The 25,821-nt window shown below is 49.6% G+C and carries 22 protein-coding genes; 16 read left to right on the top strand and 6 right to left on the bottom strand.

The features are described from left to right. Positions 1 to 127: 127 nt before the first annotated feature. The gene (gene uxuA / locus LVQ77_RS10155; RefSeq protein ID WP_232866849.1) at positions 128 to 1,321 is read left to right on the top strand and encodes a mannonate dehydratase; all 1,194 of its coding nucleotides are present in this window, start codon (positions 128 to 130) and stop codon (positions 1,319 to 1,321) included. A gap of 141 nt (positions 1,322 to 1,462) precedes the next feature. On the opposite strand, the gene yeiP is transcribed toward uxuA, so the two are convergent. Then, positions 1,463 to 2,035 carry an elongation factor P-like protein YeiP gene (gene yeiP / locus LVQ77_RS10150; RefSeq protein WP_034497033.1) on the bottom strand — a complete coding sequence of 191 codons (573 nt, stop codon included), beginning with the start codon at positions 2,033 to 2,035 and terminating at the stop codon, positions 1,463 to 1,465. A 167-nt stretch (positions 2,036 to 2,202) separates the two neighbouring features. Between yeiP and LVQ77_RS10145 the strand changes: the two genes are divergently transcribed. Beyond that, positions 2,203 to 2,457: a YkgJ family cysteine cluster protein gene (locus LVQ77_RS10145; protein WP_074391982.1), complete on the top strand. Its 255-nt coding sequence runs from the start codon at positions 2,203 to 2,205 to the stop codon at positions 2,455 to 2,457. On the opposite strand, the gene setB is transcribed toward LVQ77_RS10145, so the two are convergent. Further along, positions 2,454 to 3,635 (bottom strand): sugar efflux transporter SetB, encoded by a 1,182-nt coding sequence (gene setB, locus LVQ77_RS10140; RefSeq protein WP_232904373.1) that lies wholly within the window; start codon positions 3,633 to 3,635, stop codon positions 2,454 to 2,456. The two genes, LVQ77_RS10145 and setB, sit on opposite strands and share 4 nt — an antisense overlap. Before the next feature lie 371 nt (positions 3,636 to 4,006). Here setB and fruB point away from each other — a divergent pair, with 371 nt between their 5' ends. Genes fruB through fruA form a run of 3 tightly spaced genes read left to right on the top strand, consistent with a single transcriptional unit; the run spans position 4,007 to position 7,783 of the window. Beyond that, positions 4,007 to 5,140, top strand: a complete 1,134-nt coding sequence (gene fruB, locus LVQ77_RS10135) for a fused PTS fructose transporter subunit IIA/HPr protein (RefSeq protein WP_232904372.1) — start codon at positions 4,007 to 4,009, stop codon at positions 5,138 to 5,140. After that, a complete protein-coding gene (gene fruK / locus LVQ77_RS10130; protein WP_064554903.1) occupies positions 5,137 to 6,075 on the top strand; it encodes a 1-phosphofructokinase in 939 nt (312 codons plus the stop codon). The genes fruB and fruK overlap by 4 nt, the downstream gene beginning before the upstream one ends. Positions 6,076 to 6,091: 16 nt before the next feature. Continuing rightward, complete coding sequence (fruA, locus tag LVQ77_RS10125; protein WP_232904371.1) at positions 6,092 to 7,783, top strand: PTS fructose transporter subunit IIBC; 1,692 nt, start codon at positions 6,092 to 6,094, stop codon at positions 7,781 to 7,783. 48 nt (positions 7,784 to 7,831) lie between these two features. Here fruA and LVQ77_RS10120 read toward each other — a convergent pair whose 3' ends face one another. After that, positions 7,832 to 8,530 carry a transcriptional regulator YeiL gene (locus tag LVQ77_RS10120; RefSeq protein WP_232866966.1) on the bottom strand — a complete coding sequence of 233 codons (699 nt, stop codon included), beginning with the start codon at positions 8,528 to 8,530 and terminating at the stop codon, positions 7,832 to 7,834. A gap of 129 nt (positions 8,531 to 8,659) precedes the next feature. On the opposite strand from LVQ77_RS10120, the gene rihB reads away from it, so the two are divergent. Then, a complete protein-coding gene (rihB, locus tag LVQ77_RS10115) occupies positions 8,660 to 9,592 on the top strand; it encodes a ribosylpyrimidine nucleosidase (RefSeq protein WP_232866969.1) in 933 nt (310 codons plus the stop codon). Positions 9,593 to 9,706: 114 nt separating this feature from the next. After that, positions 9,707 to 10,957 carry a NupC/NupG family nucleoside CNT transporter gene (locus LVQ77_RS10110; protein WP_232904370.1) on the top strand — a complete coding sequence of 417 codons (1,251 nt, stop codon included), beginning with the start codon at positions 9,707 to 9,709 and terminating at the stop codon, positions 10,955 to 10,957. 81 nt (positions 10,958 to 11,038) lie between these two features. Here LVQ77_RS10110 and nfo read toward each other — a convergent pair whose 3' ends face one another. Next, positions 11,039 to 11,896 carry a deoxyribonuclease IV gene (gene nfo / locus LVQ77_RS10105; RefSeq protein ID WP_064512821.1) on the bottom strand — a complete coding sequence of 286 codons (858 nt, stop codon included), beginning with the start codon at positions 11,894 to 11,896 and terminating at the stop codon, positions 11,039 to 11,041. A 77-nt stretch (positions 11,897 to 11,973) separates the two neighbouring features. Further along, positions 11,974 to 13,023, bottom strand: a complete 1,050-nt coding sequence (locus tag LVQ77_RS10100) for a YeiH family protein (protein WP_232904369.1) — start codon at positions 13,021 to 13,023, stop codon at positions 11,974 to 11,976. Positions 13,024 to 13,252: 229 nt separating this feature from the next. On the opposite strand from LVQ77_RS10100, the gene yieE reads away from it, so the two are divergent. From yieE to cirA, 5 genes are all read left to right on the top strand, one after another. Beyond that, on the top strand, positions 13,253 to 14,119 hold the full coding sequence (gene yieE / locus LVQ77_RS10095; protein ID WP_232866977.1) for a DNA-binding transcriptional regulator YeiE: 867 nt from the start codon (positions 13,253 to 13,255) through the stop codon (positions 14,117 to 14,119). Between the two features lie 150 nt (positions 14,120 to 14,269). Continuing rightward, positions 14,270 to 14,755: a hypothetical protein gene (locus tag LVQ77_RS10090; RefSeq protein ID WP_232866980.1), complete on the top strand. Its 486-nt coding sequence runs from the start codon at positions 14,270 to 14,272 to the stop codon at positions 14,753 to 14,755. Positions 14,756 to 14,995: 240 nt separating this feature from the next. Beyond that, the gene (locus tag LVQ77_RS10085; RefSeq protein WP_232904368.1) at positions 14,996 to 16,105 is read left to right on the top strand and encodes an SDR family oxidoreductase; all 1,110 of its coding nucleotides are present in this window, start codon (positions 14,996 to 14,998) and stop codon (positions 16,103 to 16,105) included. Positions 16,106 to 16,312: 207 nt separating this feature from the next. After that, positions 16,313 to 17,782 (top strand): amino acid permease, encoded by a 1,470-nt coding sequence (locus tag LVQ77_RS10080; protein WP_232866985.1) that lies wholly within the window; start codon positions 16,313 to 16,315, stop codon positions 17,780 to 17,782. A gap of 258 nt (positions 17,783 to 18,040) precedes the next feature. Continuing rightward, on the top strand, positions 18,041 to 20,011 hold the full coding sequence (gene cirA / locus LVQ77_RS10075; protein WP_232866988.1) for a catecholate siderophore receptor CirA: 1,971 nt from the start codon (positions 18,041 to 18,043) through the stop codon (positions 20,009 to 20,011). Between the two features lie 576 nt (positions 20,012 to 20,587). On the opposite strand, the gene fghA is transcribed toward cirA, so the two are convergent. Further along, complete coding sequence (fghA, locus tag LVQ77_RS10070; protein ID WP_232866991.1) at positions 20,588 to 21,418, bottom strand: S-formylglutathione hydrolase; 831 nt, start codon at positions 21,416 to 21,418, stop codon at positions 20,588 to 20,590. Positions 21,419 to 21,525: 107 nt separating this feature from the next. On the opposite strand from fghA, the gene LVQ77_RS10065 reads away from it, so the two are divergent. The 4 genes from LVQ77_RS10065 (at position 21,526) to galS (ending at position 25,796) form a co-directional block, all read left to right on the top strand. Next, positions 21,526 to 22,650 (top strand): YbfB/YjiJ family MFS transporter, encoded by a 1,125-nt coding sequence (locus tag LVQ77_RS10065; RefSeq protein ID WP_232904438.1) that lies wholly within the window; start codon positions 21,526 to 21,528, stop codon positions 22,648 to 22,650. Positions 22,651 to 22,775: 125 nt separating this feature from the next. Beyond that, entirely contained in the window at positions 22,776 to 23,441 is a 666-nt protein-coding gene (gene folE / locus LVQ77_RS10060; RefSeq protein WP_232904367.1) for a GTP cyclohydrolase I FolE, read from the top strand. Between the two features lie 19 nt (positions 23,442 to 23,460). Next, a complete protein-coding gene (gene yeiB / locus LVQ77_RS10055; RefSeq protein WP_232904366.1) occupies positions 23,461 to 24,618 on the top strand; it encodes a DUF418 domain-containing protein YeiB in 1,158 nt (385 codons plus the stop codon). 155 nt (positions 24,619 to 24,773) lie between these two features. Next, positions 24,774 to 25,796, top strand: coding sequence for an HTH-type transcriptional regulator GalS (gene galS / locus LVQ77_RS10050; protein WP_064512461.1), 1,023 nt, complete (start codon positions 24,774 to 24,776; stop codon positions 25,794 to 25,796). Positions 25,797 to 25,821 lie beyond the last annotated feature (25 nt).

Here is a 25,821-nt window from a genome sequence, read left to right as displayed (position 1 = left end):
TATCCCTTTAATGTGAGCTGGATCAACCAATATCATTGCAAAATTTGACCGTAAGCGAGAATCCGGTATGGTAGTAGTCAATACAGCATTATAGAATTGGTATGACAACTTAACTGAGGAACTGTCGATGGAACAAACATGGCGTTGGTACGGCCCAAAAGACCCGGTATCTCTGGATGATGTGCGTCAGGCGGGCGCGACCGGTGTCGTTACTGCTCTGCATCACATCCCAAATGGTGAAGTCTGGCCAGTTGCTGACATCAAAGAGCGCCTGGCTGTGTTGGCGGAAAAAGGTCTGACCTGGTCTGTAGTAGAAAGTATTCCGGTGCACGAAGAAATTAAAACTCACTCCGGCGACTTTGATAAGCATATTGCAAACTACCAGCAGAGCATTCGTAACCTGGCTGAATGTGGCATCGACACCGTGTGCTACAACTTCATGCCGATTCTTGACTGGACACGTACCGATCTGGAATATGAATTGCCAGATGGTTCACGCGCTCTGCGTTTTGACCAGATTGCTTTTGCAGCATTTGAGCTGCACATCCTCAAGCGCGAAGGCGCTGAAGCTGACTACAGCGAAGAAGAGCAGCGCCAGGCGCTGGGCTACTTCAACAATATGTCTGATGCTGAAAAAGAAAAACTGACCCGCAATATCATTGCTGGTTTACCAGGTGCGGAAGAGGGTTACACCCTTGACCAGTTCCGTGCACGTCTTGCTGAATATGATGGCATCAGTAAAGAACAGCTGCGCGAAAACATGGCGTACTTCCTGCGCGCAATAGTTGCGGTAGCGGAAGAAGTTGGCGTTCGTCTGGCAGTGCACCCGGATGATCCACCGCGTCCAATCCTGGGCCTGCCGCGTATCGTTTCTACTATTGAAGATATGCAATGGCTGAAAGAAACTGTCGACAGCATTTATAACGGCTTCACTATGTGTACCGGTTCTTATGGCGTTCGCGCTGACAACGACCTGGTTCGCATGATTGAAACCTTCGGCGATCGCATTCACTTTACTCATCTGCGTGCAACTTGCCGCGAAGATAACCCGAAAACCTTCCATGAAGGCGCGCACCTGCAAGGTGATGTGAACATGGTTGCAGTGGTGAAAGCGATTCTGACTGAAGAACAACGCCGTAAAAACGCCGGCGATCTGCGCCCGATCCCGATGCGTCCGGATCACGGCCACCAGATGCTTGACGATCTGCACAAGAAAACTAACCCAGGTTATTCAGCGATTGGTCGTCTGAAAGGTCTGGCTGAAGTTCGCGGTGTGGAACTGGCACTGAAACAAACCATGTTCCCTGACTTGCTGAAGTAAGCTGAACATTATTGATGTAAAAAACGCGCCAGTTGGCGCGTTTTTTTATGCAGATTTTTGGTGGATGACGCTATCGCTTATCCGCCATACAACTGCTTTTCGTAGGTCGGATAAGCCTGCGCCATCCGACATGACTACAAATTAGTCTGCACGACCCATAGAGCGTTTTTCAGCAATATGGATGCGGATCTTCTCACCAGTCACCATATATTCAGGAACCTGAATGACCAGGCCAGTAGACATTGTTGCAGGCTTAGTACGGGAGCTTGCTGACGCGCCTTTAATGCCAGGTGCGGTTTCAACAATTTCCAGATCCACGGTTTGTGGCAGTTCAAGCGCCAGCAATTGGCCATCCCAGGTCAGAACCTGCATGTCCGGCATTCCACCTTCTGGAATGAATTGCAGCTCTTCTTCAATTTGGTCTTTGGTGAAGATATACGGGGTGTAATCTTCTTTATCCATGAACACGTATTCGTTGCCATCAATATAAGAGAAGTCAACGTAACGGCGGGTCAGAGTGATGGTGTCGACAATATCATCACCTTTGAAGCGCTCTTCAACTTTCTGGCCAGTACGGACATCAGAAAAACGCATTTTATAAAGCGTTGCTGCGCCACGGGCGCTAGGTGCCTGGATATCGATATCTTTAACAATCAGCAGCTTGCCGTTGTAGTTAAGTACCATACCCTTTTTGATTTCATTAGCTCTTGGCATCGGTGTTTCCTGTAAAAAATTGAGGAGCGAAAATATTGCGTCAAATTACTCGGGAGGCGTCTTTCAGGCAAGCGGATTTCATTGCAGATAGTGCATAAATCTACGTAGTAAAGCCGCACTGCTACTGCTAGAGTCCTGATCCTTGTCAGCCCACTGGAGTATTGTTGATGGACTGTCGTCCCGATTGCGGCGCGTGTTGTACCGCGCCTTCTGTATCAAGTCCTATTCCTGGCATGCCAGATGGCAAGCCCGCTGATACTCCATGTGTTCAGCTTGGCGCAGATATGCGCTGTAAAATCTTTCTTTCACCACTAAGACCAAAGGTTTGCGCAAACTTGCAACCGTCGCGGGAAATGTGCGGTACCACGCGCAAGCAGGCCATGGATTACCTGATCTATCTGGAAGCTGCGACTGCGCCCTAGATATCTTTAATTTTCACCATGCAATAAGCGGTGATGGCTATCATGCCAAGCGCGATATAAAACACCGTGTGGTAGTTCCAGATTTCTGCAACTACACCGGCCATCGAGCCTGCAATAATCCAACCGACACGCGTCGTATTGGTATATAGCGTGGTAGCCGCTCCTGCCTGTCCAGGCATTAAATCCTGAAAATACAACATCCCAATACCCGCCAGAATGCCGATGAAAATAGCGTTCAGCAGTTGTAGGCCCAGCAGCATGAATTCGTTATGTAACGTCAACATACCGATATAGAACAGCAGACCTGCGACTCCCGCAATACGCATTAGAAAACGCTTACCAAAACGTTTGGCGTAATAGCCTGCGATAAGCATGGTTGGGATCTCAAGCCCGGCTGCTGTCCCCATCATCACTCCTGCCAGCTTCTCCGGCAGATGTAATTCATTAATGATGTAAAGGGGCATATTAATAATGTAGAGACTGTTACAGCCCCACATCATGGTGCAGGCGACGAATAGCAGTAGGGCATCACGACGGTTACGGCGCGGAGCTTCAAGCGTGGTGGATTTAGTTACCACCTCTTTACGCATTGATGGCAGGAGCATCCGTACCATCACGCTGCAAACCACAAATGCGAAGGCCGCGCTCAGATACATGGTGGTAAAACCAAAACCTAAAGCCAGCGCGTAGGCGATAGGCGGGCCAATAACCCATGCAAGGGAGACCTGCGCACGCAAAATAGAGCTAAACATCACCGCTTCACGGCCCGTACGGTCAGCGTGTTCGCGCGCAAGGGCAAACATCTGCGGGTTGGCAGTGGAGCCAAAGCTGCTGAGGAAAACACCGACAAACAGCAACACAAAATAGTTACGGTTCCAGGCAAATAGCACGCAGGCTAATGCACCCAACAAGCAGCAAACAAAAATAAGCGATTTGCGATCGCCTTTCCTATCAGAACGCCCCGCAAGAAACTGGCTGACCAAAATACCGATGATGGCGCTACCGGTGAAAAAGAAACCCACCATCGCAGGACGAACATGGACTTCTTCCGTCAAAAACAGGCTCAGCGTTGGGGTTTGTAATGCCCCCGCAATCCCGGTTAAAAAAGCTACAATCAAAAAGGCTGAAGAAGTTAAGTCAAGGGGCTTGCGTGTTGCTGCTATGGGGGAGTTTTGCATGCTCTCAGTGTCGGCTGGTCAATGAACGCGCGGAGTTTACGCGCCTTGCCTGGAAATAAACAGTTGTTCAAATCAAAAGCGACACGAAAAGATAAAACGCTGTTCCTGGCTATGTTCAGCAAAAGCTGATGCTTATAAATTGTGTGCTGAACGTACCGTGATACTGCTCACTTTTTCGGCTTAGATGGGAGTGGAAATGTGCGTAACCTCTAAATTCTGGTAACGAAAATACAACATATCTTGCCTGAATCGCGGAGGATCTCCACACTACTTGAAACGTTTCAGCGTCGTCTTATTTAGTTTCAGGAGTGGGATGGCGCATTTTTTCTCATTGCAGCTGAATCGTTTCAATTCAGCAGGAGAGGAGAACCATGTTCCAGTTATCTGTGCAGGATATTCATCCGGGCGTTAGTGCCGGAAATAAAGAAGAAGCCATACGTCTGGTTGCTACTGCGCTCGCGCAGGCAGGCAATGTCAGTATTGGCTATGTAGAAGGTATGCTGGCTCGCGAGCTGCAAACCTCCACTTACTTAGGTAACGGTATTGCTATCCCACATGGCACTACTGATACCCGCGATTTGGTACTGAAAACCGGCGTTAAGGTGTTCCAGTTTCCACAAGGAATTGAATGGGGTGAGGGCCAGAAAGCTTACGTTGTGATTGGCATTGCAGCTCGTTCTGACGAACACCTTGGTTTACTGCGTCAGCTGACACATGTGCTCAGTGATGACGAAGTTGCTGAACAGCTCAAAACCGCGACTTCAGCAGAAGAGCTTCGCGCATTGCTGATGGGCGAAAAACAATCTGCATCTTTGCTGTTTGATAACTCATTATTGGCGTTAGATGTTACCGCCACCGACCTGATGACGCTTCAGGCATTAAATGCCGGTCGCATTAAACAGGCGGGTGCTGCCAACTCTGCTTTTGTAAGCCACGTAGTTTCCAGCAAACCACTCTATCTTGGACAGGGTATCTGGCTTAACGACAGCACCGAAGGCAACCTCGCGAGTGCTGTGGCAATCAGCCGCCCAGCATCAGTTTTTGAAGCAGACGGCCAACCGGTATCGCTGTTGATGACGGTTGCAGTGGCCGACGACCAACCCTTACAAGTTCTCAATCGCCTGAGCGATATGTTGATAAACAACAATGCTGAACGTTTGCTGAACGCAGATGCACCTGGGTTGCTGACGCTGCTGACCACTGATGTTCCAGCTGAACAAAATAGCCTGAGTGCAGATTTCCAGATTCGCAATGAACATGGTCTACACGCCCGTCCTGGTACGGTGCTGGTGAATACCATTAAACAATTTAATAGCGAGATTACCGTGACAAACCTTGATGGAACCGGGAAGCCAGCCAATGGTCGCAGCCTGATGAAAGTCGTCGCTCTGGGCGTGAAAAAAGGCCACCACCTGCGCTTTACGGCCGTAGGTGAGGATGCTGAACTTGCGCTGAAAGCCATTGGTGAAGCGGTTGCTGCCGGTCTTGGTGAGGGGGCAGCATGAGTCGTCGTGTCGCAACAATTACGTTAAACCCGGCTTACGACCTGGTCGGTTACACCCCTGAAGTTGAACGTGGTGAAGTTAACCTCGTGCGCACTACGGGTCTGCATGCCGCCGGTAAAGGGATTAACGTTGCTAAAGTTCTTAAAGACCTTGGCATCGATGTCACGGTAGGTGGATTCCTGGGAAAAGATAACCAGGATGGTTTTCAGCAACTGTTCAGCGAGTTGGGTATTGCCAACCGTTTTCAGGTGGTGCAAGGCCGCACCCGCATCAACGTAAAACTGACTGAGAAAGATGGCGAAGTTACCGACTTTAATTTCTCAGGCTTTGATGTAACTCCTGCAGATTGGGAGCGTTTTGTTGCTGATTCCCTGAGCTGGCTTGGTCAGTTTGACATGGTGTGTGTTAGTGGCAGCTTGCCTGCGGGCGTTTCACCTGATGCTTTCACTGACTGGATGAAGCGTCTACGTAGCCAGTGCCCTTGCATCATTTTCGACAGCAGCCGCGAAGCATTAGTCGCAGGTCTGAAAGCCGCACCATGGTTGGTTAAACCAAACCGCCGCGAGCTGGAGATCTGGGCTGGTCGCAAATTGCCAGAAATGAAAGATGTGATTGAAGCAGCCCATGCGCTACGTGAGCAAGGAATTGCGCATGTGGTGATTTCTCTGGGTGCCGAAGGTGCACTTTGGGTTAACGCATCGGGTGAATGGATAGCGAAACCGCCAGTATGCGAAGTCGTCAGTACCGTTGGTGCGGGGGATTCCATGGTCGGCGGGCTTATCTACGGCCTGTTAATGCGTGAATCCAGCGAACATACCCTGCGTTTAGCGACGGCAGTGGCTGCGCTGGCGGTAAGTCAGAGCAATGTCGGAATTACAGATCGTACTCAACTGGCGGCTATGATGGCCCGTGTTGATCTGAAACCATTTAACTGACAGCAGGAGAGGAACTATGAAAACGCTGCTGATTATAGAACCAGGTCTTGGGCAAGCTCGTGCGTACCTCGCGAAAACATTGCTGGGTTCAGCCGCGCAAAAAGCGCGCTTGCAGATTATCGACAATCCAAACGATGCTGAAATGGCAATCGTTGTGGGAACCGCTATTCCTGCCGATAGCTCGCTAAATGGCAAAAAGGTCTTTCTGGGTGATATTGACCGTGCAGTTCAGCACCCGGAACTGTTTTTAGGTGAAGCGAAAGATAAAGCGAAACCTTATACCGCTCCAGCTAGTGCTGCACCGGTCGAGCTGGCTAAAGGGCCAAAACGCATTGTTGCAGTAACTGCTTGCCCAACGGGCGTCGCGCATACCTTTATGGCTGCTGAAGCCATTGAAACCGAAGCGAAAAAACGTGGCTGGTGGGTAAAGGTTGAAACACGCGGCTCGGTTGGCGCAGGTAATGCAATTACCCCTGAAGAAGTAGCTGAGGCCGATTTGGTCATTGTTGCGGCCGATATCGAAGTTGACCTGGCAAAATTTGCTGGAAAACCGATGTATCGCACCTCAACAGGTCTGGCACTGAAGAAAACGGCACAAGAGCTTGATAAAGCTGTTGTTGAGGCTAAGCCTTTTGCAGCGACAGGGCAGAGTGCAGCCAGCGCGAATGAAGGAAAAAAAGAGTCGGTAGGTGCTTATCGCCATCTGTTAACCGGTGTTTCCTTCATGCTACCGATGGTGGTCGCGGGCGGTCTATGTATCGCGCTGTCGTTCGCTTTTGGTATCGAAGCATTTAAAGAGCCAGGTACATTGGCTGCGGCACTGATGCAAATCGGTGGTGGTTCAGCCTTTGCGCTGATGGTGCCGGTTCTGGCGGGTTACATTGCGTTTTCTATCGCTGACCGACCAGGCCTGACGCCGGGTCTTATCGGCGGTATGTTAGCCGTTAGCACCGGTTCTGGTTTTATCGGCGGGATTATTGCGGGCTTCCTCGCAGGCTACGTTGCTAAGATGATTAGCACCAAGCTGAAACTGCCACCAAGCATGGAAGCATTGAAACCAATCCTTATCATTCCACTGTTCTCAAGCCTGATTGTGGGTCTGGCGATGATTTATCTGATCGGTACGCCGGTTTCGAAAATCCTCGAAGGTCTGACTCACTGGCTGCAAACCATGGGCACCGCGAATGCGGTACTGTTGGGCGCAATCCTTGGCGGTATGATGTGTACTGATATGGGTGGGCCGGTTAACAAAGCGGCTTACGCATTTGGTGTCGGGTTACTCAGCACCCAAACTTACGCACCGATGGCCGCCATTATGGCAGCAGGTATGGTGCCACCGTTGGCGATGGGTCTGGCAACATTTATTGCGCGTCGTAAATTCGACAAAGCTCAGCAGGAAGGCGGCAAAGCAGCGATGGTTCTGGGTCTGTGCTTTATCACCGAAGGGGCTATCCCGTTTGCTGCTCGCGACCCAATGCGTGTGCTGCCGTGCTGTATCGTTGGTGGCGCGGTGACTGGTGCAATCTCCATGGCAGTAGGCGCTAAACTGATGGCTCCACATGGCGGCTTATTTGTTCTGTTAATCCCAGGTGCGATTACCCCGGTTGTGGGTTACCTGATTGCGATAGTCGTGGGGACGTTGTTGGCAGGTTTGTCTTATGCCTTCCTGAAACGTCCGGAAGCAGAAGTTGTCGCAAAAGCTGCATAAGTAAATGTGTATATTTAGGGCAGAGATTTCTCTGCCCTTTTTACTTATTTAATGTAATAAACTAGTAAAGTTATTATCTGGGTCCATCTCTAGCGCCAGCGCCATTAATCTCTTCTTATCTTTAATGCCATAGCCCATTTTTTGTTTTAACAGCAAACCATCTCGCGTAAATTGCGCAATCACAAATAACAAGTGACGATAACTGACCCCCATATATTCCGCAGCCTGCGTATGTTTTTCGTTATACAGATCACTATGCTGAGTCAGTAAAATAAATGCCGCCAGTCGGTTGACCAGTGGGAAAGATTGGTTTTGGGTAAGGGCGACAATATTTCGGTAATTCTTATGGCTGAGTTCTACACAAAGTTTGCGGAGGAAGGTCGCATCCTTTAATAATTGTGGCCGATATTGCTTCATCGGCAACGCCAGGCACCAGCACTCTTCAATGGCCTGGACGGCTCGCGGTTCGTGATCAACATCGACTAATTCAATTTCACCAATAAAACAGGGTGCGCCAAAAAAATCAATCAACGATACCCGCCCATTGGGTAATGTGGCATAGAGCTTGGCTCGTCCGCGAGCCAGATAGAACAGGTATCCTGGCTGATTTCCCTCCCGTACAATGTAGTCTCCGGCAGCAATATGAAGCAAACGGGTATCACGTGTGACATCAACTGAGAAGCTCTCTGTATAACCAGAATGGCTAATCAATTGCTGCCTGAGATCGTCATTTTGGATTTCTTTCATAATAGTTTTCCGGTATGAGATTTCTCATATTCAGCATACGTTTTCTGTCGTTATGATTCAATCATCGACCTGACCTAATCATCGTTGATAAGGCGAAAATAACGTAACAGTGAACAGGGGAAATAAGATATGGAAAAGAGAAAGATTATTCTGGATTGCGATCCAGGTCATGATGATGCGATTGCTATAATGATGGCTGCGAAATACCCGACGATAGATTTACTGGGTATAACTATTGTCGCCGGGAACCAGACTCTGGATAAAACATTAGTTAACGGGTTGAATGTCTGCCAGCAACTTAATATTAATGTCCCCGTTTATGCCGGGATGCCGCAGCCAATTATGAGAAAGCAAATTGTAGCGGATAATATTCATGGAGAATCTGGTCTGGACGGCCCGGTATTTGCACCGCTAACCCGTAAAGCGGAAAGTACTCATGCAGTTAAATATATTATCGATACGCTGATGGCAAGCGACGGTGAAATTACGCTGGTTCCTGTCGGGCCGTTGACCAACATTGCAGTAGCAATGCGGATGCAGCCTGCAATCTTGCCAAAAATCCGTGAGATTGTGTTGATGGGCGGAGCATACGGCACGGGTAACTTTACGCCATCGGCAGAGTTCAATATTTTCGCAGACCCCGAAGCGGCTCGCGTCGTCTTCACCTCTGGCGTGCCGCTGGTAATGATGGGATTGGATTTGACTAACCAAACCGTCTGTACCGCTGATGTCATCGCCCGCATGGAAAAAGCAGGTGGCCCTGCCGGTCAGTTGTTCAGCGACATCATGAACTTTACTCTCAAAACGCAATACGAAAACTACGGTCTGGCGGGCGGGCCGGTGCATGATGCGACCTGCATCGGCTATCTCATTAATCCTCAGGGTATCAAAACACAAGATATGTATGTCGAAGTCGATGTGAACCGTGGTCCGTGTTATGGCCGCACAGTCTGCGATGAACTGAGTGTTCTTGGAAAACCAGCGAACGTTAAAGTGGGTATTAGCATCGATACCGACTGGTTCTGGGATTTAGTAGAAGAGTGTGTGCGCAAGTATATCTAATCCCACATCTACGCATGCGCGGCAAACCTGGAAAGCTGCGCATGCCTGCTCAAACTTGATGGGCAGTCAGCGGTCGCCCGTTACGAGTTCAGACCTGGCTTGGTGGAAATCATTATGGATGTAATGAGAAGTGTTCTGGGAATGGCGGTATTACTGGCGATTGCTTTTGTGCTGTCGGTAAATAAAAAGCGCATTAGTCTACGTACTGTAGGGGCCGCGCTGGTGTTACAAATCGCAATCGGTGGCGTCATGCTCTATTTCCCACCGGGAAAATGGCTGGCGGAACAAGCTGCGCTGGGGGTACATAAAGTGATGACCTACAGTGATGCTGGAAGCGCATTTATTTTTGGTTCATTGGTGGGGCCAAAAATGGATCAGGTATTTGATGGTGCTGGATTTGTGTTTGCCTTTCGGGTGCTGCCAGCAATTATTTTTATTACGGCGTTAGTAAGCCTGCTTTATTACGTTGGCGTGATGGGAGTGTTGATTCGCATTCTTGGCGGTATATTCCAGAAAGCATTGAACATCAGCAAAATTGAATCCTTCGTTGCTGTCACGACTATTTTTCTTGGGCAGAATGAAATCCCCGCGATAGTAAAACCCTTTATTGATCGTCTTAATCGCAATGAACTGTTTACTGCAATTTGTAGTGGGATGGCCTCTATTGCAGGCTCAACGATGATTGGATACGCCGGATTAGGCGTGCCAATTGATTATCTGCTTGCAGCTTCACTGATGGCTATCCCCGGCGGGATTCTATTTGCGCGAATGTTAAGCCCGGCCACGGAAGAAACACAGGTTACCTTTGAGAATCTGTCATTCACCGAAACACCGTCAAAAAGTATTATTGAAGCGGCAGCAAGTGGGGCGATGACGGGACTGAAAATCGCAGCCGGTGTGGCGACTGTGGTGATGGCATTCGTCGCTATTATCGCGCTGATTAATGGCGTCATAGGCGGTGTTGGAGGTTGGTTTGGGTATGGCCACGCCACCCTTGAAGGAATCTTTGGTTATCTTCTTGCTCCACTGGCATGGTTAATGGGGGTGGACTGGAGTGACGCGACGCTGGCAGGAAGCCTGATTGGCCAAAAGCTGGCGATTAACGAATTTGTTGCGTACCTCCATTTCTCTCCGTATCTGCAAACCGGGAGCACATTGGATGTGAAAACCATCGCGATCATTTCCTTCGCGCTGTGCGGATTTGCAAACTTCGGTTCTATCGGCGTGGTGGTCGGTGCGTTTTCAGCCGTTGCGCCGCAACGTGCGTCAGAAATCGCTCAACTGGGAATCAGGGCACTGGCTGCGGCTACACTCTCTAACTTGATGAGTGCCACTATCGCAGGTTTCTTTATTGGTCTTGCCTGATATCAATGCGCGCCAGTGATCGCTGGCGCGCTTTCAGGATTTATGATGTGTGCCGTTACAGCATGCTGAGGCTGTTGATTGTTACGCCACGGCCTTTTCAGTTTGTTGAGCTTTCAACCAGGCTATCTCTTCAGCCCAGATATCCGGGTTCGTCGTCTCCAGAATTAGCGGAATCCCATCGAAACGGTTATCACGCATGATCCAGGCAAACGGCGTGTGGCCAATATTGCCTTCACCCAGACTGTTATGGCGGTCGACACGGCTCCCAAAAGCACTTTTCGCGTCGTTAAGGTGCATGCCACATAAATACTCGAACCCAACAATTCTCTCGAATTCAGCGAAGGTATTTTCGCAGTCTTCTTCGGTGCGCAGGTCATAACCCGCTGCAAAGGCGTGGCAGGTATCAATACACACGCCGACTCGGGATTTGTCTTCTACACCATCAATAATTGCGGCCAAATGCTCGAAACGAAAACCGAGATTGCTGCCCTGGCCCGCTGTATTTTCAATCACCGCAGTCACGCCTTCGGTTTTATCCAGCGCGATGTTTATCGACTGAGCAATGCGTGCAAGGCACTCTTCTTCAGGGATTTGCATCAGATGGCTGCCTGGGTGGAAGTTCAGCAGCGTCAAACCCAACTGCATGCAGCGTTCCATCTCATCAATAAAGGCTTCGCGAGATTTTTCCAGCGCTTCTTCAACCGGATGGCCAAGGTTAATGAGATAGCTGTCGTGAGGGAGGATTTGTCCCGGCCCGTAATGATACTTTTCACAGGCTCGTTTGAAATTGCTGATAACTTCGTCAGTGAGCGGAGCTGCACGCCACTGGCGTTGGTTTTTGGTGAACAGGGCAAAAGCAGTGGCTTCGAGTTCGTGCGCGCGAATTGCGGCATTTTCCAGACCACCTGCAGCACTGACATGTGCGCCAATAAACTTCATCATTCTTACTCCTGTCAAAACCCGCTATCGGGAAACGGACAATGATAGCGGGTTAGACAGGAATTTTCCGTACCTCTTTATGCCATCAGGTGATGGATACCAAGGTTAATTGCGCCACCGCCAACGATCAGCCAGATAAATAGCACCAGAGCCATCAGCAGCGGGCGTACACCGGCTTTTTTCAGCGCGCTAAAGTGAGTGGTTAAACCCAGAGCCGCCATCGCCATTGCTAGCAAGAAAGTATCCAGTGTTATCAACGCATTGACCGCCCAGGCTGGCAGTAAGTGCAGTGAGTTAAACATCGCAACCACAATAAACAGCACCGCAAACCATGGAATGGTGATTTTGCTTTTCTGCGCCTGGCCTGCCGGAGCCAGTTGTTTGACGCGAGCTGCCAGGAAAATCAGGAATGGAGCCAGCATCATTACGCGCAGCATTTTTGCGATTACTGCCGCATTTTCAGTTTCAGGGCTGATTGCGTGCCCCGCAGCCACTACTTGTGCAACTTCATGCATGGTTGAACCGGTGTAGATACCAAAGGCTTCCGGTGTGAACCATTGTGTGACATATGGATAAATCATTGGGTAAATGAAGATCGCAAGCGTACCGAAAATCACCACTGTTGCGACTGCTACGGTTACTTTGCTGGCCTCTGCTTTCACAACCGGCTCGGTTGCCAGAATCGCCGCAGCACCGCAAATACTGCTACCGGCACCAATTAACCAACTGGTTTGTTTATCCAGGCCAAACACTTTCTGACCCAGCCAGCAGGCGAGGGCGAAGGTGCTGCTTAATGTCAGAACATCAATGATGACGCCGCTGGCGCCGACATCCGCAATCTGCGAAAAAGTCAGTCGAAAACCATATAAAATGATCCCAAGACGCAGCAGGTGTTGTTTGGCAAACAGTACACCGCCATCACAGTGTTGCCAGATTTTCGGGTAAAGCGTGTTGCCAATCACCATCCCGCATAGAATCGCGAGCGTTAATGCACCGAGTCCCAGACCTGCCACGGAGGGAATATTCCCCAACCAAAGCGCCAGTGCAGTAATTGCACCTGCAAGCAGCAGTCCTGGCAGGAAATGCCACAATGTATGTCGATGAGTGGGAATTGATAACGTAGCCATAACCTTCTCCTTTGTGTAGCCGTCATACTTCAAGCCGTAGATGCGTTTGCTGCACGCGCTCACCCGAATCACTTACCGGCGTAAGCTCATCGGGGTTATCGCGCTTGCCGGCTTCCTACAACTCGAATTACTTTGGCTTTATTGACAAAAGAGTAAGTCCTGGTGGCTTAAAAATAAAATTGATTATATATTTATAATCAATCTGAATAAGTGTTAAGGCGTATCCACTATGCATATCACATTGCGGCAACTTGAAGTCTTCGCTGAAGTCCTCAAAAGCGGCTCTACTACTCAGGCTTCGCAAATGCTGGCGTTGTCTCAGTCTGCGGTCAGTGCAGCGCTGTCCGATCTCGAAGGGCAGTTAGGCGTGCAATTGTTCGATAGGGTAGGCAAACGCCTGGTTGTCAATGAACATGGCCGTTTGCTGTATCCGCGCGTGGTGGGTTTGCTTGAGCAGGCAATAGAAGTCGAACAACTGTTTAAAGAGGATAACGGTGCCATTCGCGTTTATGCCAGCAGCACTATAGGCAATTACATTCTGCCGGAAATGATTGCTCATTATCGCCGCGATTTTCCAAATCTCCCGCTGGAGATGAGCGTTGGTAATAGTCAGGATGTGATTAACGCGGTTGCCGACTTCCGGGTTGATATTGGTCTGATTGAAGGGCCGAGCCATATGACCGAATTGGTGACCGAGCCCTGGTTGGAAGATGAGCTCGTCGTATTTGCGCCACCTGACGCACCTTTATTGCAGCAGCCGGTCACTCTGGAAACTCTTGCACAGCAGTCGTGGATCCTGCGTGAAAAAGGTTCTGGCACACGTGAAATTGTCGACTACTTGCTGCTTTCTCATTTGCCGCAATTTCATCTCGGTATGGAATTGGGAAATTCGGAAGCAATTAAACATGCGGTGCGCCATGGTCTTGGCATCAGTTGCCTGTCGCGTAGGGTGATTGCGGAACAACTGGAAACAGGATCTTTGGTGGAAGTGCCAGTACCGTTACCGCGTCTGGTGCGCACTTTGTACCGGATTCACCATCGTCAGAAACATATTTCTAATGCATTACAGCGGTTTCTTCGGTACTGCAACGTGTAAGGCGTAACCCATTAATTGCGGCGATAGTGAATTAAAGAAGCAGATATGCTTAAAATCAATTCAAAAATTATGGTTTTGCGTATTCTTCAGTCCGATTTATAAAGTTTTTATATGTATCCCCTTGTAAGCAAATGCCAGAGACTATTTTGAATGGATATGAAAAACATCGCATTGGCCAGCTACACTGACAATCTGAATTTTTACCGACTTTGTGCAAATATCGCGGCGGCTTTAACCATTATAATTGGCGTTATCTATCTAATAGTACAAATCTATTCATTTCATGGCATCGCCCTGGAATGGGTGATGATCGCCGCGTCCTTTGGTACTACAGTCTTGTTGATCGGCAGGTACTTTTTCCCCAGGGTTTGTGCAGTATTGTTACTGGCAAAGTTTCACTTCTCTAACGCGTATCTGGCATTGTGCGGAGTCGAGGTGAACCCATGGTTTACGCTAATTAGCTCCACGTTCTTTGTCATGGGATGCGTTGAGTCAATTCAGTCGGCACGCGTTAAAAATGGGTTGAATTCCTTCTGGTTAGCTGCACCTCAAGTGCGTCCAACTTTATGCATTGTTTTGACTGGTACATTTTTGGCGATGATATCGAGTGGTTTTTTATATCGCTTATTTCACTAATAAATGAAAATCATGGCTTATTAGTTAATTGAGTGTTGTGTTTTTGCGGTGGGAATGCATTTGCGGCGGGTAAAATCAATATACCTTTTTTAAACGAACATGATTCAACCATTATTTAATGGTAAGTAAATACAGTGAGTTAAAAAATAAACCCAATCATCTTTTATGTTGCTCTCTCTATTGATGCGCTGTTTATAAATTGCCTCTTAGTATGGCATTTTTAAATCCAGAGTTTCTAAAATGAGCAATCTATTGATTACCGGAGCCACAGGTTTTCTGGGTGGTGCTGTATTAGCTCGAGCGCTTTCTGATTCTTCAATTAGCTCATACTTGTTATTAGTAAGGGCGAACTCACCTAAAGAAGGTGTTGAGAGGATAAGAAATAACCTTGCTAAGTTTGGGTGCAGTGCAGCCTTACTTAATAAAATTAATGAAGAAAATATCTTGCTCGGTGATTTAGCGGCTTCAGAAGATTTTTTGGATGATGCCAGGCTCTCTTTTGTAACTCACGTGATCAACTGCGCTGCTGTTGCTTCATTTGGTGATAATGCGCTTATCTGGAAAGTGAACGTAGAGGGTACGCTTAAATTCGTCAAACGGATGGCGGATGTATTGGGTTTGGTCCGCTTTGTTCATGTGGGAACCGCGATGTCATGTGTGCCGGACGCGGGGACGCTGGTAACTGAAAGCATGACGCGCAAGCCTGAAGAGGAGCATTTGGTTCAATATACGTGGTCTAAATCCACCATTGAGCAATTGATGGTAGAACATTGCCCGCAACTGCCTTTAGTTATTGCTCGCCCTTCAATTGTGGTAGGGCACAGTGAAGAGGGTTGCCGTCCATCCAGCAGCATTTTCTGGGTATTCCGCATGGTGCTGATGCTTGGGAAGTTCATGTGTTCAATGGAAGATAAAATCGATGTTATTCCTGTGGATTACTGCGCAGAGGCGCTTTTGTTATTAACAAAACGCTCAAAGCTAACCGAAAAGGTTTATCACATATCAGCGGGTGACACAGGTAGTACTCAGTTTGTCGATATAGATAAAGCGATGGCGGCGGCACTCAATCAAAAACCTATCTATTCTACATACCAGCAAGTGGATTACAGTGAACTGGTAAAGGAACGCAGGGGTTTCAAAACAATTTACGGCCCGTGTAATGAAAGGTTGATGCTCAGAGCCATGCGTTTATATGGCGAGTTTTCGATGCTGAATGTGCGTTTCTCAAATAAGAAACTGCTGGATTTAGGTATGTCACCGCCGCCGCGTTTTGTCGATTACATCAGCCGCTGCGTTGAAACGACACGTGATGTCACTATCCCCGAATTAATGACGGTCGATTTTAAATAGCAGTAACTGCTATTACCTGCAGGGGAAGGGACTCCCGCATCTCATTCAAATGTCGAAAAAAACCTCTCACCGACTCCCTGTCATAAGTGCGTTACTTATAATCCGCCGCCGATTATGAAGCTCTCTTATAACAGCGTATTTCTACTATAAGTCTCACTCTGGTTTGCTACAATCTCGCCTCATTTTTTGGACGGACCACAATTTTCTATGGTTTCTCAAGATAAAACAACACAAGCGCCTGGCTTACGCCGTGAGTTAAAAGCGCGCCACTTAACGATGATCGCCATCGGCGGTTCCATCGGTACTGGGCTATTTGTTGCCTCTGGTGCAACCATTTCTCAAGCGGGCCCTGGCGGCGCGTTGCTCTCCTACATGCTGATTGGTCTGATGGTGTACTTCCTGATGACAAGCCTGGGTGAACTTGCGGCTTATATGCCGGTTTCGGGCTCTTTTGCTACTTACGGGCAACAATACGTTGAAGAAGGCTTCGGTTTCGCACTGGGCTGGAACTACTGGTACAACTGGGCGGTAACTATCGCCGTTGACCTGGTCGCATCACAACTGGTGATGAACTACTGGTTCCCTGACACCCCTGGCTGGATCTGGAGTGCACTGTTCCTCGGCATCATGTTCTTGCTGAACTACATCTCCGTTAAAGGCTTTGGTGAAGCAGAATACTGGTTCTCACTGATTAAAGTGACCACGGTTATCATCTTTATCATTGTCGGCGTAATGATGATCCTGGGTATCTTTAAAGGCGCACAACCTGCTGGCTGGAGCAACTGGGCAATTGGTGATGCACCGTTTGCTGGTGGGTTCTCCGCAATGATTGGTGTCGCGATGATAGTCGGATTCTCATTCCAGGGTACCGAGTTGATTGGTGTTGCTGCGGGCGAATCTGAAGACCCAGGCAAGAACATTCCACGCGCTGTGCGTCAGGTGTTCTGGCGTATCCTGCTGTTCTATGTGTTCGCGATTCTGATTATCAGCCTGATCATTCCTTATACCGATCCGAGCCTGCTGCGTAACGATGTTAAAGATATCGGCGTTAGCCCGTTCACACTGGTATTCGAGCATGCTGGCCTGCTATCTGCAGCAGCGGTAATGAACGCCGTTATTCTGACTGCGGTACTGTCTGCAGGTAACTCAGGGATGTATGCGTCAACGCGTATGCTGTACACCCTGGCTTGCGACGGTAAAGCACCACGTATTTTCTCTAAGCTCTCCCGTGGCGGTGTGCCACGTAACGCGCTGTACGCAACCACTGTTGTAGCGGGTCTGTGCTTCCTGACTTCTATGTTCGGTAACCAGACAGTTTACCTGTGGCTTTTGAACACATCAGGCATGACCGGCTTTATCGCCTGGTTGGGTATTGCGATTAGCCACTACCGTTTCCGTCGTGGTTATGTGAAGCAAGGGCTTGATCTTAAAGATTTGCCATATGTTTCTGGCTTCTTCCCGCTGGGGCCAATCTTTGCCTTCGTGCTGTGTCTGATTATTACTCTTGGCCAGAACTACGAAGCGTTCCTTGCCGATAAAATCGATTGGGCAGGCGTAACGGCTACCTATATTGGTATCCCGCTGTTCCTGGCAATCTGGTGGGGCTATAAGATTACGAGAGGTACTCGTTTCGTGAAATATAGCGAAATGACCTTCCCGGAAACCTTTAAAAAGTAACTCTGAAGGGCGCGATTATCGCGCCCTTTTTTATCCCCTCTCACATTATCCCTCCGCATTATCCCCTTTCGATACATTACAAACTTTAACAATTTGATTGATAACCATTCTCGTTTAATTTATGGTGTCGCCACGCTTTACCTCGGCTGGATGTCGGTGAGTACAGCGCGCAGTTGTTTGCCAAAGTAGCCAGCAACGCAGTAAGGAATGTGAGCGCAATCCATCGTTTAGTTTGCCATTCACCTCATGGAGAAAGGAATGTTAAGGTTGAATCCCATCGTCCGGGGAGGACTTTGTGCGTCGATAATCAGTGCTGCGTTTCCGGTTTTTGCCGAAGAACGTGAAGACACTATGGTTGTTACTGCTTCTGCTACCGAGCAAAATCTCAAAGATGCCCCTGCCAGTATTAGCGTTATCACTCAAGAAGATCTGAAAAAGAAACCGATCCAGAACCTGAAAGATGTGTTGCAGGAAGTTCCTGGTGTGCAGCTCACCAACGAAGGGGATAACCGCCAGGGCGTCAGTATTCGAGGCCTGAGTAGCAGCTACACGCTGATTCTGGTGGATGGCAAGCGGGTGAACTCGCGCAATGCGGTATTCCGCCACAATGATTTTGACCTTAACTGGATTCCGGTTGATGCCATCGAGCGTATCGAAGTGGTGCGCGGGCCTATGTCTTCGCTCTACGGTTCGGATGCGTTGGGTGGTGTGGTGAACATTATTACGCGCAAAGTTGGCAAAGCCTGGCATGGCACCGTAACGGCGGATACCACCATTCAGGAAAAACGCGATCGCGGTGATTCCTATAACAGCAATTTCTTTGCCAGTGGCCCAATTATCGACGACCTGCTTGGGGTGAAAGTTTACGGCAACCTCGGCAAGCGTGAGAAAGATAAACAAGAGACTTCCAGCACCAGCGCAACAGGTGAAACGCCGCGTATTGAAGGTTTTACCACCCGTAGCGGCAGCGCTGAATTTGCCCTGACGCCAACAGAAAATCAGGACATGAGCTTTGGTTATGGTTTTGACCGCCAGGACCGTGATTCGGACTCGCTGAATAAAAACCGCATGGAGCGCCAGGATTACTCCATTTCCCACAATGGACGTTGGGATTACGGCAATACCGAACTGCGTTTTTATGGCGATAAGATTGATAACCTCAATCCAGGCAATAGCTCGCCAATCACCTCGCGCAATAACAGCCTGGACGGCAAACTGGTTCTGCCATTGGGTGAAATTAACCAGTTACTGACCTTCGGTGGGGAATGGCGACACGATAAGCTGTCAGACCCGGTAAATCTCACGGGTGGCAACAGTTCCGAAACGTCTGCCAGCCAGTACGCACTGTTCTTAGAAGATGAGTGGCGGATTTTTGAACCGCTGGCGCTGACTACCGGCGTGCGTATGGACGACCACGAAACCTACGGCGACCACTGGAGCCCACGCGCATACCTCGTATACAGCGCGACAGATACCATCACCATGAAAGGTGGCTGGGCGACGGCATTTAAAGCGCCATCGTTACTGCAACTTAGCCCGGACTGGACCAGCAACTCTTGTCGCGGCTCTTGTAAGATTGTCGGCAGCCCAGATCTGAAACCTGAAACCAGCGAAAGCTTCGAGTTAGGTTTGTACTACGCGGGTGATGAAGGTTTGCTGGACGGGGTTTCAGGCAGCATCACTACCTTCCAGAACAACCTCGACGATATGATTGATATCAATCGTACTTCGAGCATCAGCCAGGCACCGTCATATCCAAACTTTGTTGGTTTTGACAGCGCGGGCCGCCCTATCTTCAAATACTACAACGTCAACAAAGCGCGTATTCGTGGTGTTGAAACTGAGTTGAAAGTGCCGTTCAGTGAGCAGTGGAAACTCACTCTGAACTATACCTATAACGATGGCCGAGATTTGAGCGGTGGCGGCAACAAACCATTAGCCTCACTACCATTCCATACCGCGAACGGTACGGTGGATTGGGCGCCATTGGATGATTGGTCATTCTATGTATCTGCAAACTATACCGGTGAGCAACGCGCAACAACCGACGGCTCGCCAACACCTGGCGGCTACGTGGTGTGGAATACAGGTGCGGCATGGAAAGCGACAAAAGCTATCAAACTTCGTGCGGGCGTCATGAACCTGGGTGATAAAGATCTGAGTCGTGACGATTACAGTTACAACGAAGATGGCCGTCGTTACTTTATGGCAGTGGATTACACGTTCTGATTTGAGCTTTTGCCCTCACCCTAACCCCCTTGTCAGGGTGAGATCTATAAGATGAGATGTTTTTCCGTTCACCCGAACGTCTGGTTATCTCTGCAACCGTTGTTAACGGTGAACGAGCCAAGGAGAGAACGCCCTCTCCTTGGCAATCCTGGCGCCCGGCCATTAAATTGCCGCTACGCGGTAAACCCCAGCTTATCCCCAACGTTCAGGGTCGTTCGCGACTCGCTCCCGGCGATCGCTCTCTTTCGCTGCTCCCGGCAGCTCAACCCTGACTTATGGGGAACACTGGGGCAATTTATACCGGGAACAAGGTCAAAACCGGTTCGGCTTTTGACCTTAGCTTTTGACGTTGACCTTTGAGTCCGGCATAAATCGCCTCCGTTTTGACTGTAAGGCCGGGTCGAGCCGTCGGGAACCGGGATTATCAAGGGTGCTGCGGTAGCACCCTTGATACGTTCACTGGTTCGGTGAGTACAGATATCACTGAACCTTTAGTGAACGGAATCTACTCCGTATAGGCAGGAACCTCCCCTCAAAGTTGTGTATAAGAAACATCCTCGGGGTGAGGGCAATGAGTTACGCCAAATGCTCCGCGTGGAACCGCAAATGGTCCTCGATAAACGAAGCAATAAAGTAATAGCTATGATCGTAACCAGGCTGCACTCGCAGCGTTAGCGGCCAGTTTTTCTGCCGTGCTACTTCAGCAAATTGCGCTGGTTGCAGTTGATCTGCAAGGAACTGATCCGCATCACCTTGATCGATAAGCACAGGAATGGCATTGGAACTATCAGCCTGCATCAACAAGCAGCAGCTATCCCATTCGCGCCATTTCTCTTCGTTTGCACCTAAATAAGCATTAAAGGCTTTTTGGCCCCACGGCACGCGCGTTGGGTTCACGATCGGCGCAAAGGCCGAAACGGAGCAATATCGACCAGGGTTTTTCAATGCGATGCTTAGCGCACCGTGGCCACCCATAGAGTGCCCGAAAATAGAGGCTTTTTCACTGATGCTGAAGTTATCAGCAATCAACGCTGGCAGCTCATCATTAATGTAGTCATACATGCGGAAATGGTCGGCCCACGGCTGTTCGGTAGCGTTCAGATAGAAGCTTGCACCCTGACCAAGATCGTAGCTTTCATTATTCGGCACATTTTCACCGCGTGGGCTGGTATCAGGCATTACCAACACAATTCCCAGCTCAGAAGCGACTCGTTGCGCGCCCGCTTTGGTGGTGAAGTTTTCGTCATTACAGGTCAAACCGGAGAGCCAATAGAGCACCGGTGGGGGAGTCGTACGTGGCGTTGGCAGAAAAATACTGAACGTCATTGGGCATTTCAGTACCGCGGAATCATGGCGCCAGCGCTGCTGCCAGCCTTCAAAGCATCGGTGTTCTTCAAGCAGTTCCATCCAGAGGTTCCTCAAATATATTCAATATCAATGAATAACTTTCACTTCTCCCCAGTCTAGCCATGCGGCATCATACTGGCAACGAAATCGCAACATTTGGGGTGATAGTGGCGGCACGTATCGCGTTGACTGGGTTTCTGGTGTTGGTGGTTGCAATGGGCATTGGCCGATTTGCATTCACACCACAAGTCCCATTAATGATAACTGAAGGGCAACTTACCTTAACCAGTGCGGGTTTGGTAGCAGCGATTAACTACCTCGGTTATCTGGCTGGCGCATGGGATGCCATGCGAGCCCATCGGCGAGTAGAGTTGCGTTTGCATGCTGGTGTCTGGGGAGCGGTCATACTGACGCTGCTTTCTGCTACCGTGGATTTAGCCCTGTGGCATGCGTTGATTCGTTTTCTGATTGGTTGCGCCAGCGGCTGGGCGATGGTGTTAATTGCGGCCTGGAGCAATGAGCAACTGGCGCATTTAGGTAAACCAGGATTAAGTGCTGCGGTGTTCGCAGGTCCAGGTGCTGGAATATTTATCAGTGGTTTGATGGCGGTGGCAATCCACAGTTATGGGTTATCAGCAAGCCATGCCTGGCTGGTTTATGGTGCTTTGGCGCTGCTGTTTATTGCGTTAATTGCCCGAAACTTGCCACGCAAAGGGGAGCTGCATCGCCCGGAAACCGCGCCAGAGCCGCTAATATTAACGCCACAACTCAAACGTCTGGTGTGGAGTTACAGCCTGGCAGGATTTGGATATATTCTGCCCGCCACATTTTTATCGCAGATGGCGAGCGCACGTTTTCCTGGCAGTGCGTTTGCGCAGTTTGTCTGGCCGATATTTGGCGGTGCGGCGGTTTGCGGTATTTTGCTCGGCATTGCCGCGCGGCATTTGTTACAAAGCCATCAACGCCTGGCGCTGGTTCTCTGGTTGCAAGCACTTGGTGTATTCGCCTCAGATATGATTCCCGGCATGGTCGGGCTGGTTTTAGGCTCGTTGTTGGTGGGTGGTGGCTTCTTATGTGCGGTGCAATTATCGTTGCAATATGGGCGCGAACTGGCGCCAAAGCATACCCGTTACATGGCAGGATTACTCACTACCGGTTATGCCATGGGGCAACTAGTGGGGCCGATGCTGTCAGCATTATCGACTTCGCTTACCGGGCAACTTGAGCCTGCGTTATACGTAGCCGGTCTGGCATTATTGATTGGCGGCGGCCTCGTCTGGCGTAAAGAGTAAAGGTATTGACGATTTCAATAATTATCGTTCGCACTACTGGATTATGCGACCGCGCTCACGCACAATGAGCACACACTTTGCCCCATGTAGGGCCGAGGTCAGTCACACCTGCAGGAGAAAACAACATGCCATCACTAAGTCCAGAAGCCGCATTGGTTCATGAAGCATTGCTTGCACGCGGCCTGGAAACGCCACTGCGCCCACAATTGCGTGAGCTCGATAACGAAACCCGCAAACGCGAGATTGCCGGGCATATGACGGAAATCATGCAGTTGCTGAATCTTGATCTCAGCGACGATAGCTTGATGGAAACCCCGCATCGCATCGCTAAAATGTATGTCGATGAGATTTTCTCCGGCCTTGATTATGCCAACTTCCCAAAAATCACCGTCATTGAGAATAAGATGAAGGTTGATGAGATGGTGACGGTGCGCAACATTACGCTCACCAGCACCTGTGAACACCATTTCGTGACTATCGACGGTAAAGCGACAGTCTCTTATCTGCCGAAAGATACCGTGATTGGCCTGTCAAAAATTAACCGCATTGTGCAATTCTTTGCGCAGCGCCCGCAGGTTCAGGAACGCTTAACCCAGCAAATCCTGATTGCACTGCAAACCTTGCTTGGCACCAACAATGTGGCGGTATCTATTGATGCAGTCCATTATTGTGTTAAAGCGCGTGGCGTGCAGGATGCGACTAGTGCGACGACAACCACGTCTTTGGGTGGATTGTTTAAATCCAGCCAGAATACACGCCAGGAATTCCTGCGTGCAGTGCGTCATAACTAACATTAATTAGGTAGGGTGTATGAGTAGAAACGTTACGCTGGATTTTGTCCGTGGCGTCGCTATTCTCGGCATCCTGCTGCTTAATATCGTGGCCTTCGGTTTGCCGAAGGCTGCGTACCTCAATCCAGCCTGGTCCGGTTCTGCTACAGCTCACGATGCCTGGACGTGGGCAATTTTAGATCTCTTTGCTCAGGTAAAATTCCTCACCTTATTTGCTCTGTTATTTGGCGCGGGCTTGCAGATGTTGTTACATCGCGGCAAACGCTGGATTCAGTCACGTCTGACGTTATTAGTTCTGCTCGGTTTTATGCACGCTATTTTCCTTTGGGATGGCGATATTTTGCTGGCCTACGGTTTAGTAGGGTTGGTGTGCTGGCGTCTGATTCGTGATGCACCGGGTAATCGCTCATTGTTTAATACGGGCGTTATCTTGTATCTCACCGGTATTGGCGTGCTGTTGTTGCTGGGTTTTATTTCCGGCGATGCACCGAACCGCTCATGGATCCCCGATGCCGCAAATTTGCAGTACGAACAGTGGTGGAAGCTTAACGGCGGGACGGAGGCCATTAGCAATCGCATCGATTTGCTCTCATCAAACCTTGTAGCTTTGGGTGCGCAATACGGTTGGCAACTGGCGGGGATGATGCTGATTGGCGCGTCATTAATGCGCAGTGGCTGGCTGCGAGGGGAATTTAGTCTGCATCATTATCGCCGCATTGGCGTGTGGCTGATTGTGGTTGGGTTGCTAATTAATATTCCTGCGATTTATGCCCAGTGGCACCTTGGCTGGATGTATCGCTGGTGTGCTTTCTTGCTGCAAGCGCCGCGTGAACTGAGTGCCCCGTTTCAAACTATTGGCTATGCCGCACTCGCATTTGGCTACTGGCCGCAGTTGTCGCGCTTGCGCCTGGTGAATGCGATAGCGCATGTCGGGCGAATGGCATTGTCGAACTATTTACTACAGACAGTGATTTGCACCACCTTCTTCTTCCGCATGGGCTGGTTCATGAAGTTTGACCGCCTTAGCCTGTTGGCAATTGTGCCTTTTGTATGGGTAATCAATATCTTATTCTCTATGCTCTGGCTGCGTTACTTCCGTCAGGGGCCTGTTGAGTGGCTCTGGAGACAACTAACCGCACGTGCTGCGGGGGTATCACTGAAGCATCCGGCAAGATAATGATATACATCACAAACGTTAACGATATGTATGTAACCGTTTTCATTGATGTGATCATCCTCACGTAGTCATTCCCAAGTCGCTGCCAGAATAGCCACCTTGCCATATACAGGGTGCATTCATGAGACTAATTCTTCCTTCGCCAGGTGATAAATATGATCACCATTCGTGACGTTGCCCGAATCGCCGGCGTCTCCGTGGCGACGGTATCCCGTGTACTCAATAACAGTGCGCTGGTCAGCGCTGATACCCGTGAAAGTGTGATGCAGGCGGTGGCGCAATTGGGCTATCGCCCGAATGCGAACGCCCAGGCTCTGGCAACGCAGGTCAGCGATACAATCGGTGTAGTGGTGATGGATGTGTCCGATCCATTTTTTGGCGCACTGGTCAAAGCGGTGGATGTCGTGGCGCAGGAGCACAACAAATATGTGCTCATTGGCAACAGCTACCATCAGGAAGAAAAAGAGCGTCATGCCATTGAGGTATTGATTCGACAACGCTGTAACGCATTGATTGTTCATGCTAAAGCTCTTTGTGATAAAGAGCTGGCCGAGTTCCTCGATCACATTCCAGGCATGGTGCTGGTTAACCGCATAGTGCCGGGGTACGAGCATCGATGTGTCGGGCTTGATAATGTCAGTGGCGCTTTGATGGCGACAAGAATGCTGTTTAATCAAGGTCATCAGCGCATCGGATATCTGGCATCGAGCCATGCCATTGAAGACAATGCGCAGCGGCGCGAAGGATGGCTGCGTGGCATGAGTGAGCAGGGGATTGTACCGCCCGAAAGCTGGGTGGGCGTGGGATCACCCGATATGCAGGGTGGTGAAGCGGCAATGGTCGAGTTGTTAGGCCGCAATCTGCAACTCAGTGCGGTATTTGCCTATAACGACAGCATGGCAGCAGGTGCGTTAACTGCGTTGAAAGATAATGGCATTGTCGTGCCACATCATGTCTCAGTGATTGGTTTTGATGACATTCCGATAGCGCGTTACACCGATCCACAACTTACAACGGTGCGTTACCCCATTGTTTCAATGGCACGCCTGGCGACCGAACTGGCGTTACAAGGGGCGGCAGGAACGCTCGATAATGGTGCAACACACTGTTTTATGCCGACTTTAGTTCGTCGCCATTCTGTTGCTCCACGGCAAATTGCGGCACCGATCACTCTCTGAAAAAAGTCTTTTATGTAACCGGTTT

This window comes from Buttiauxella cochleicola (assembly GCF_021282435.1).
Lineage (GTDB): Bacteria > Pseudomonadota > Gammaproteobacteria > Enterobacterales > Enterobacteriaceae > Buttiauxella > Buttiauxella massiliensis.
This window is presented reverse-complemented; position numbering and strand designations above follow the sequence as displayed.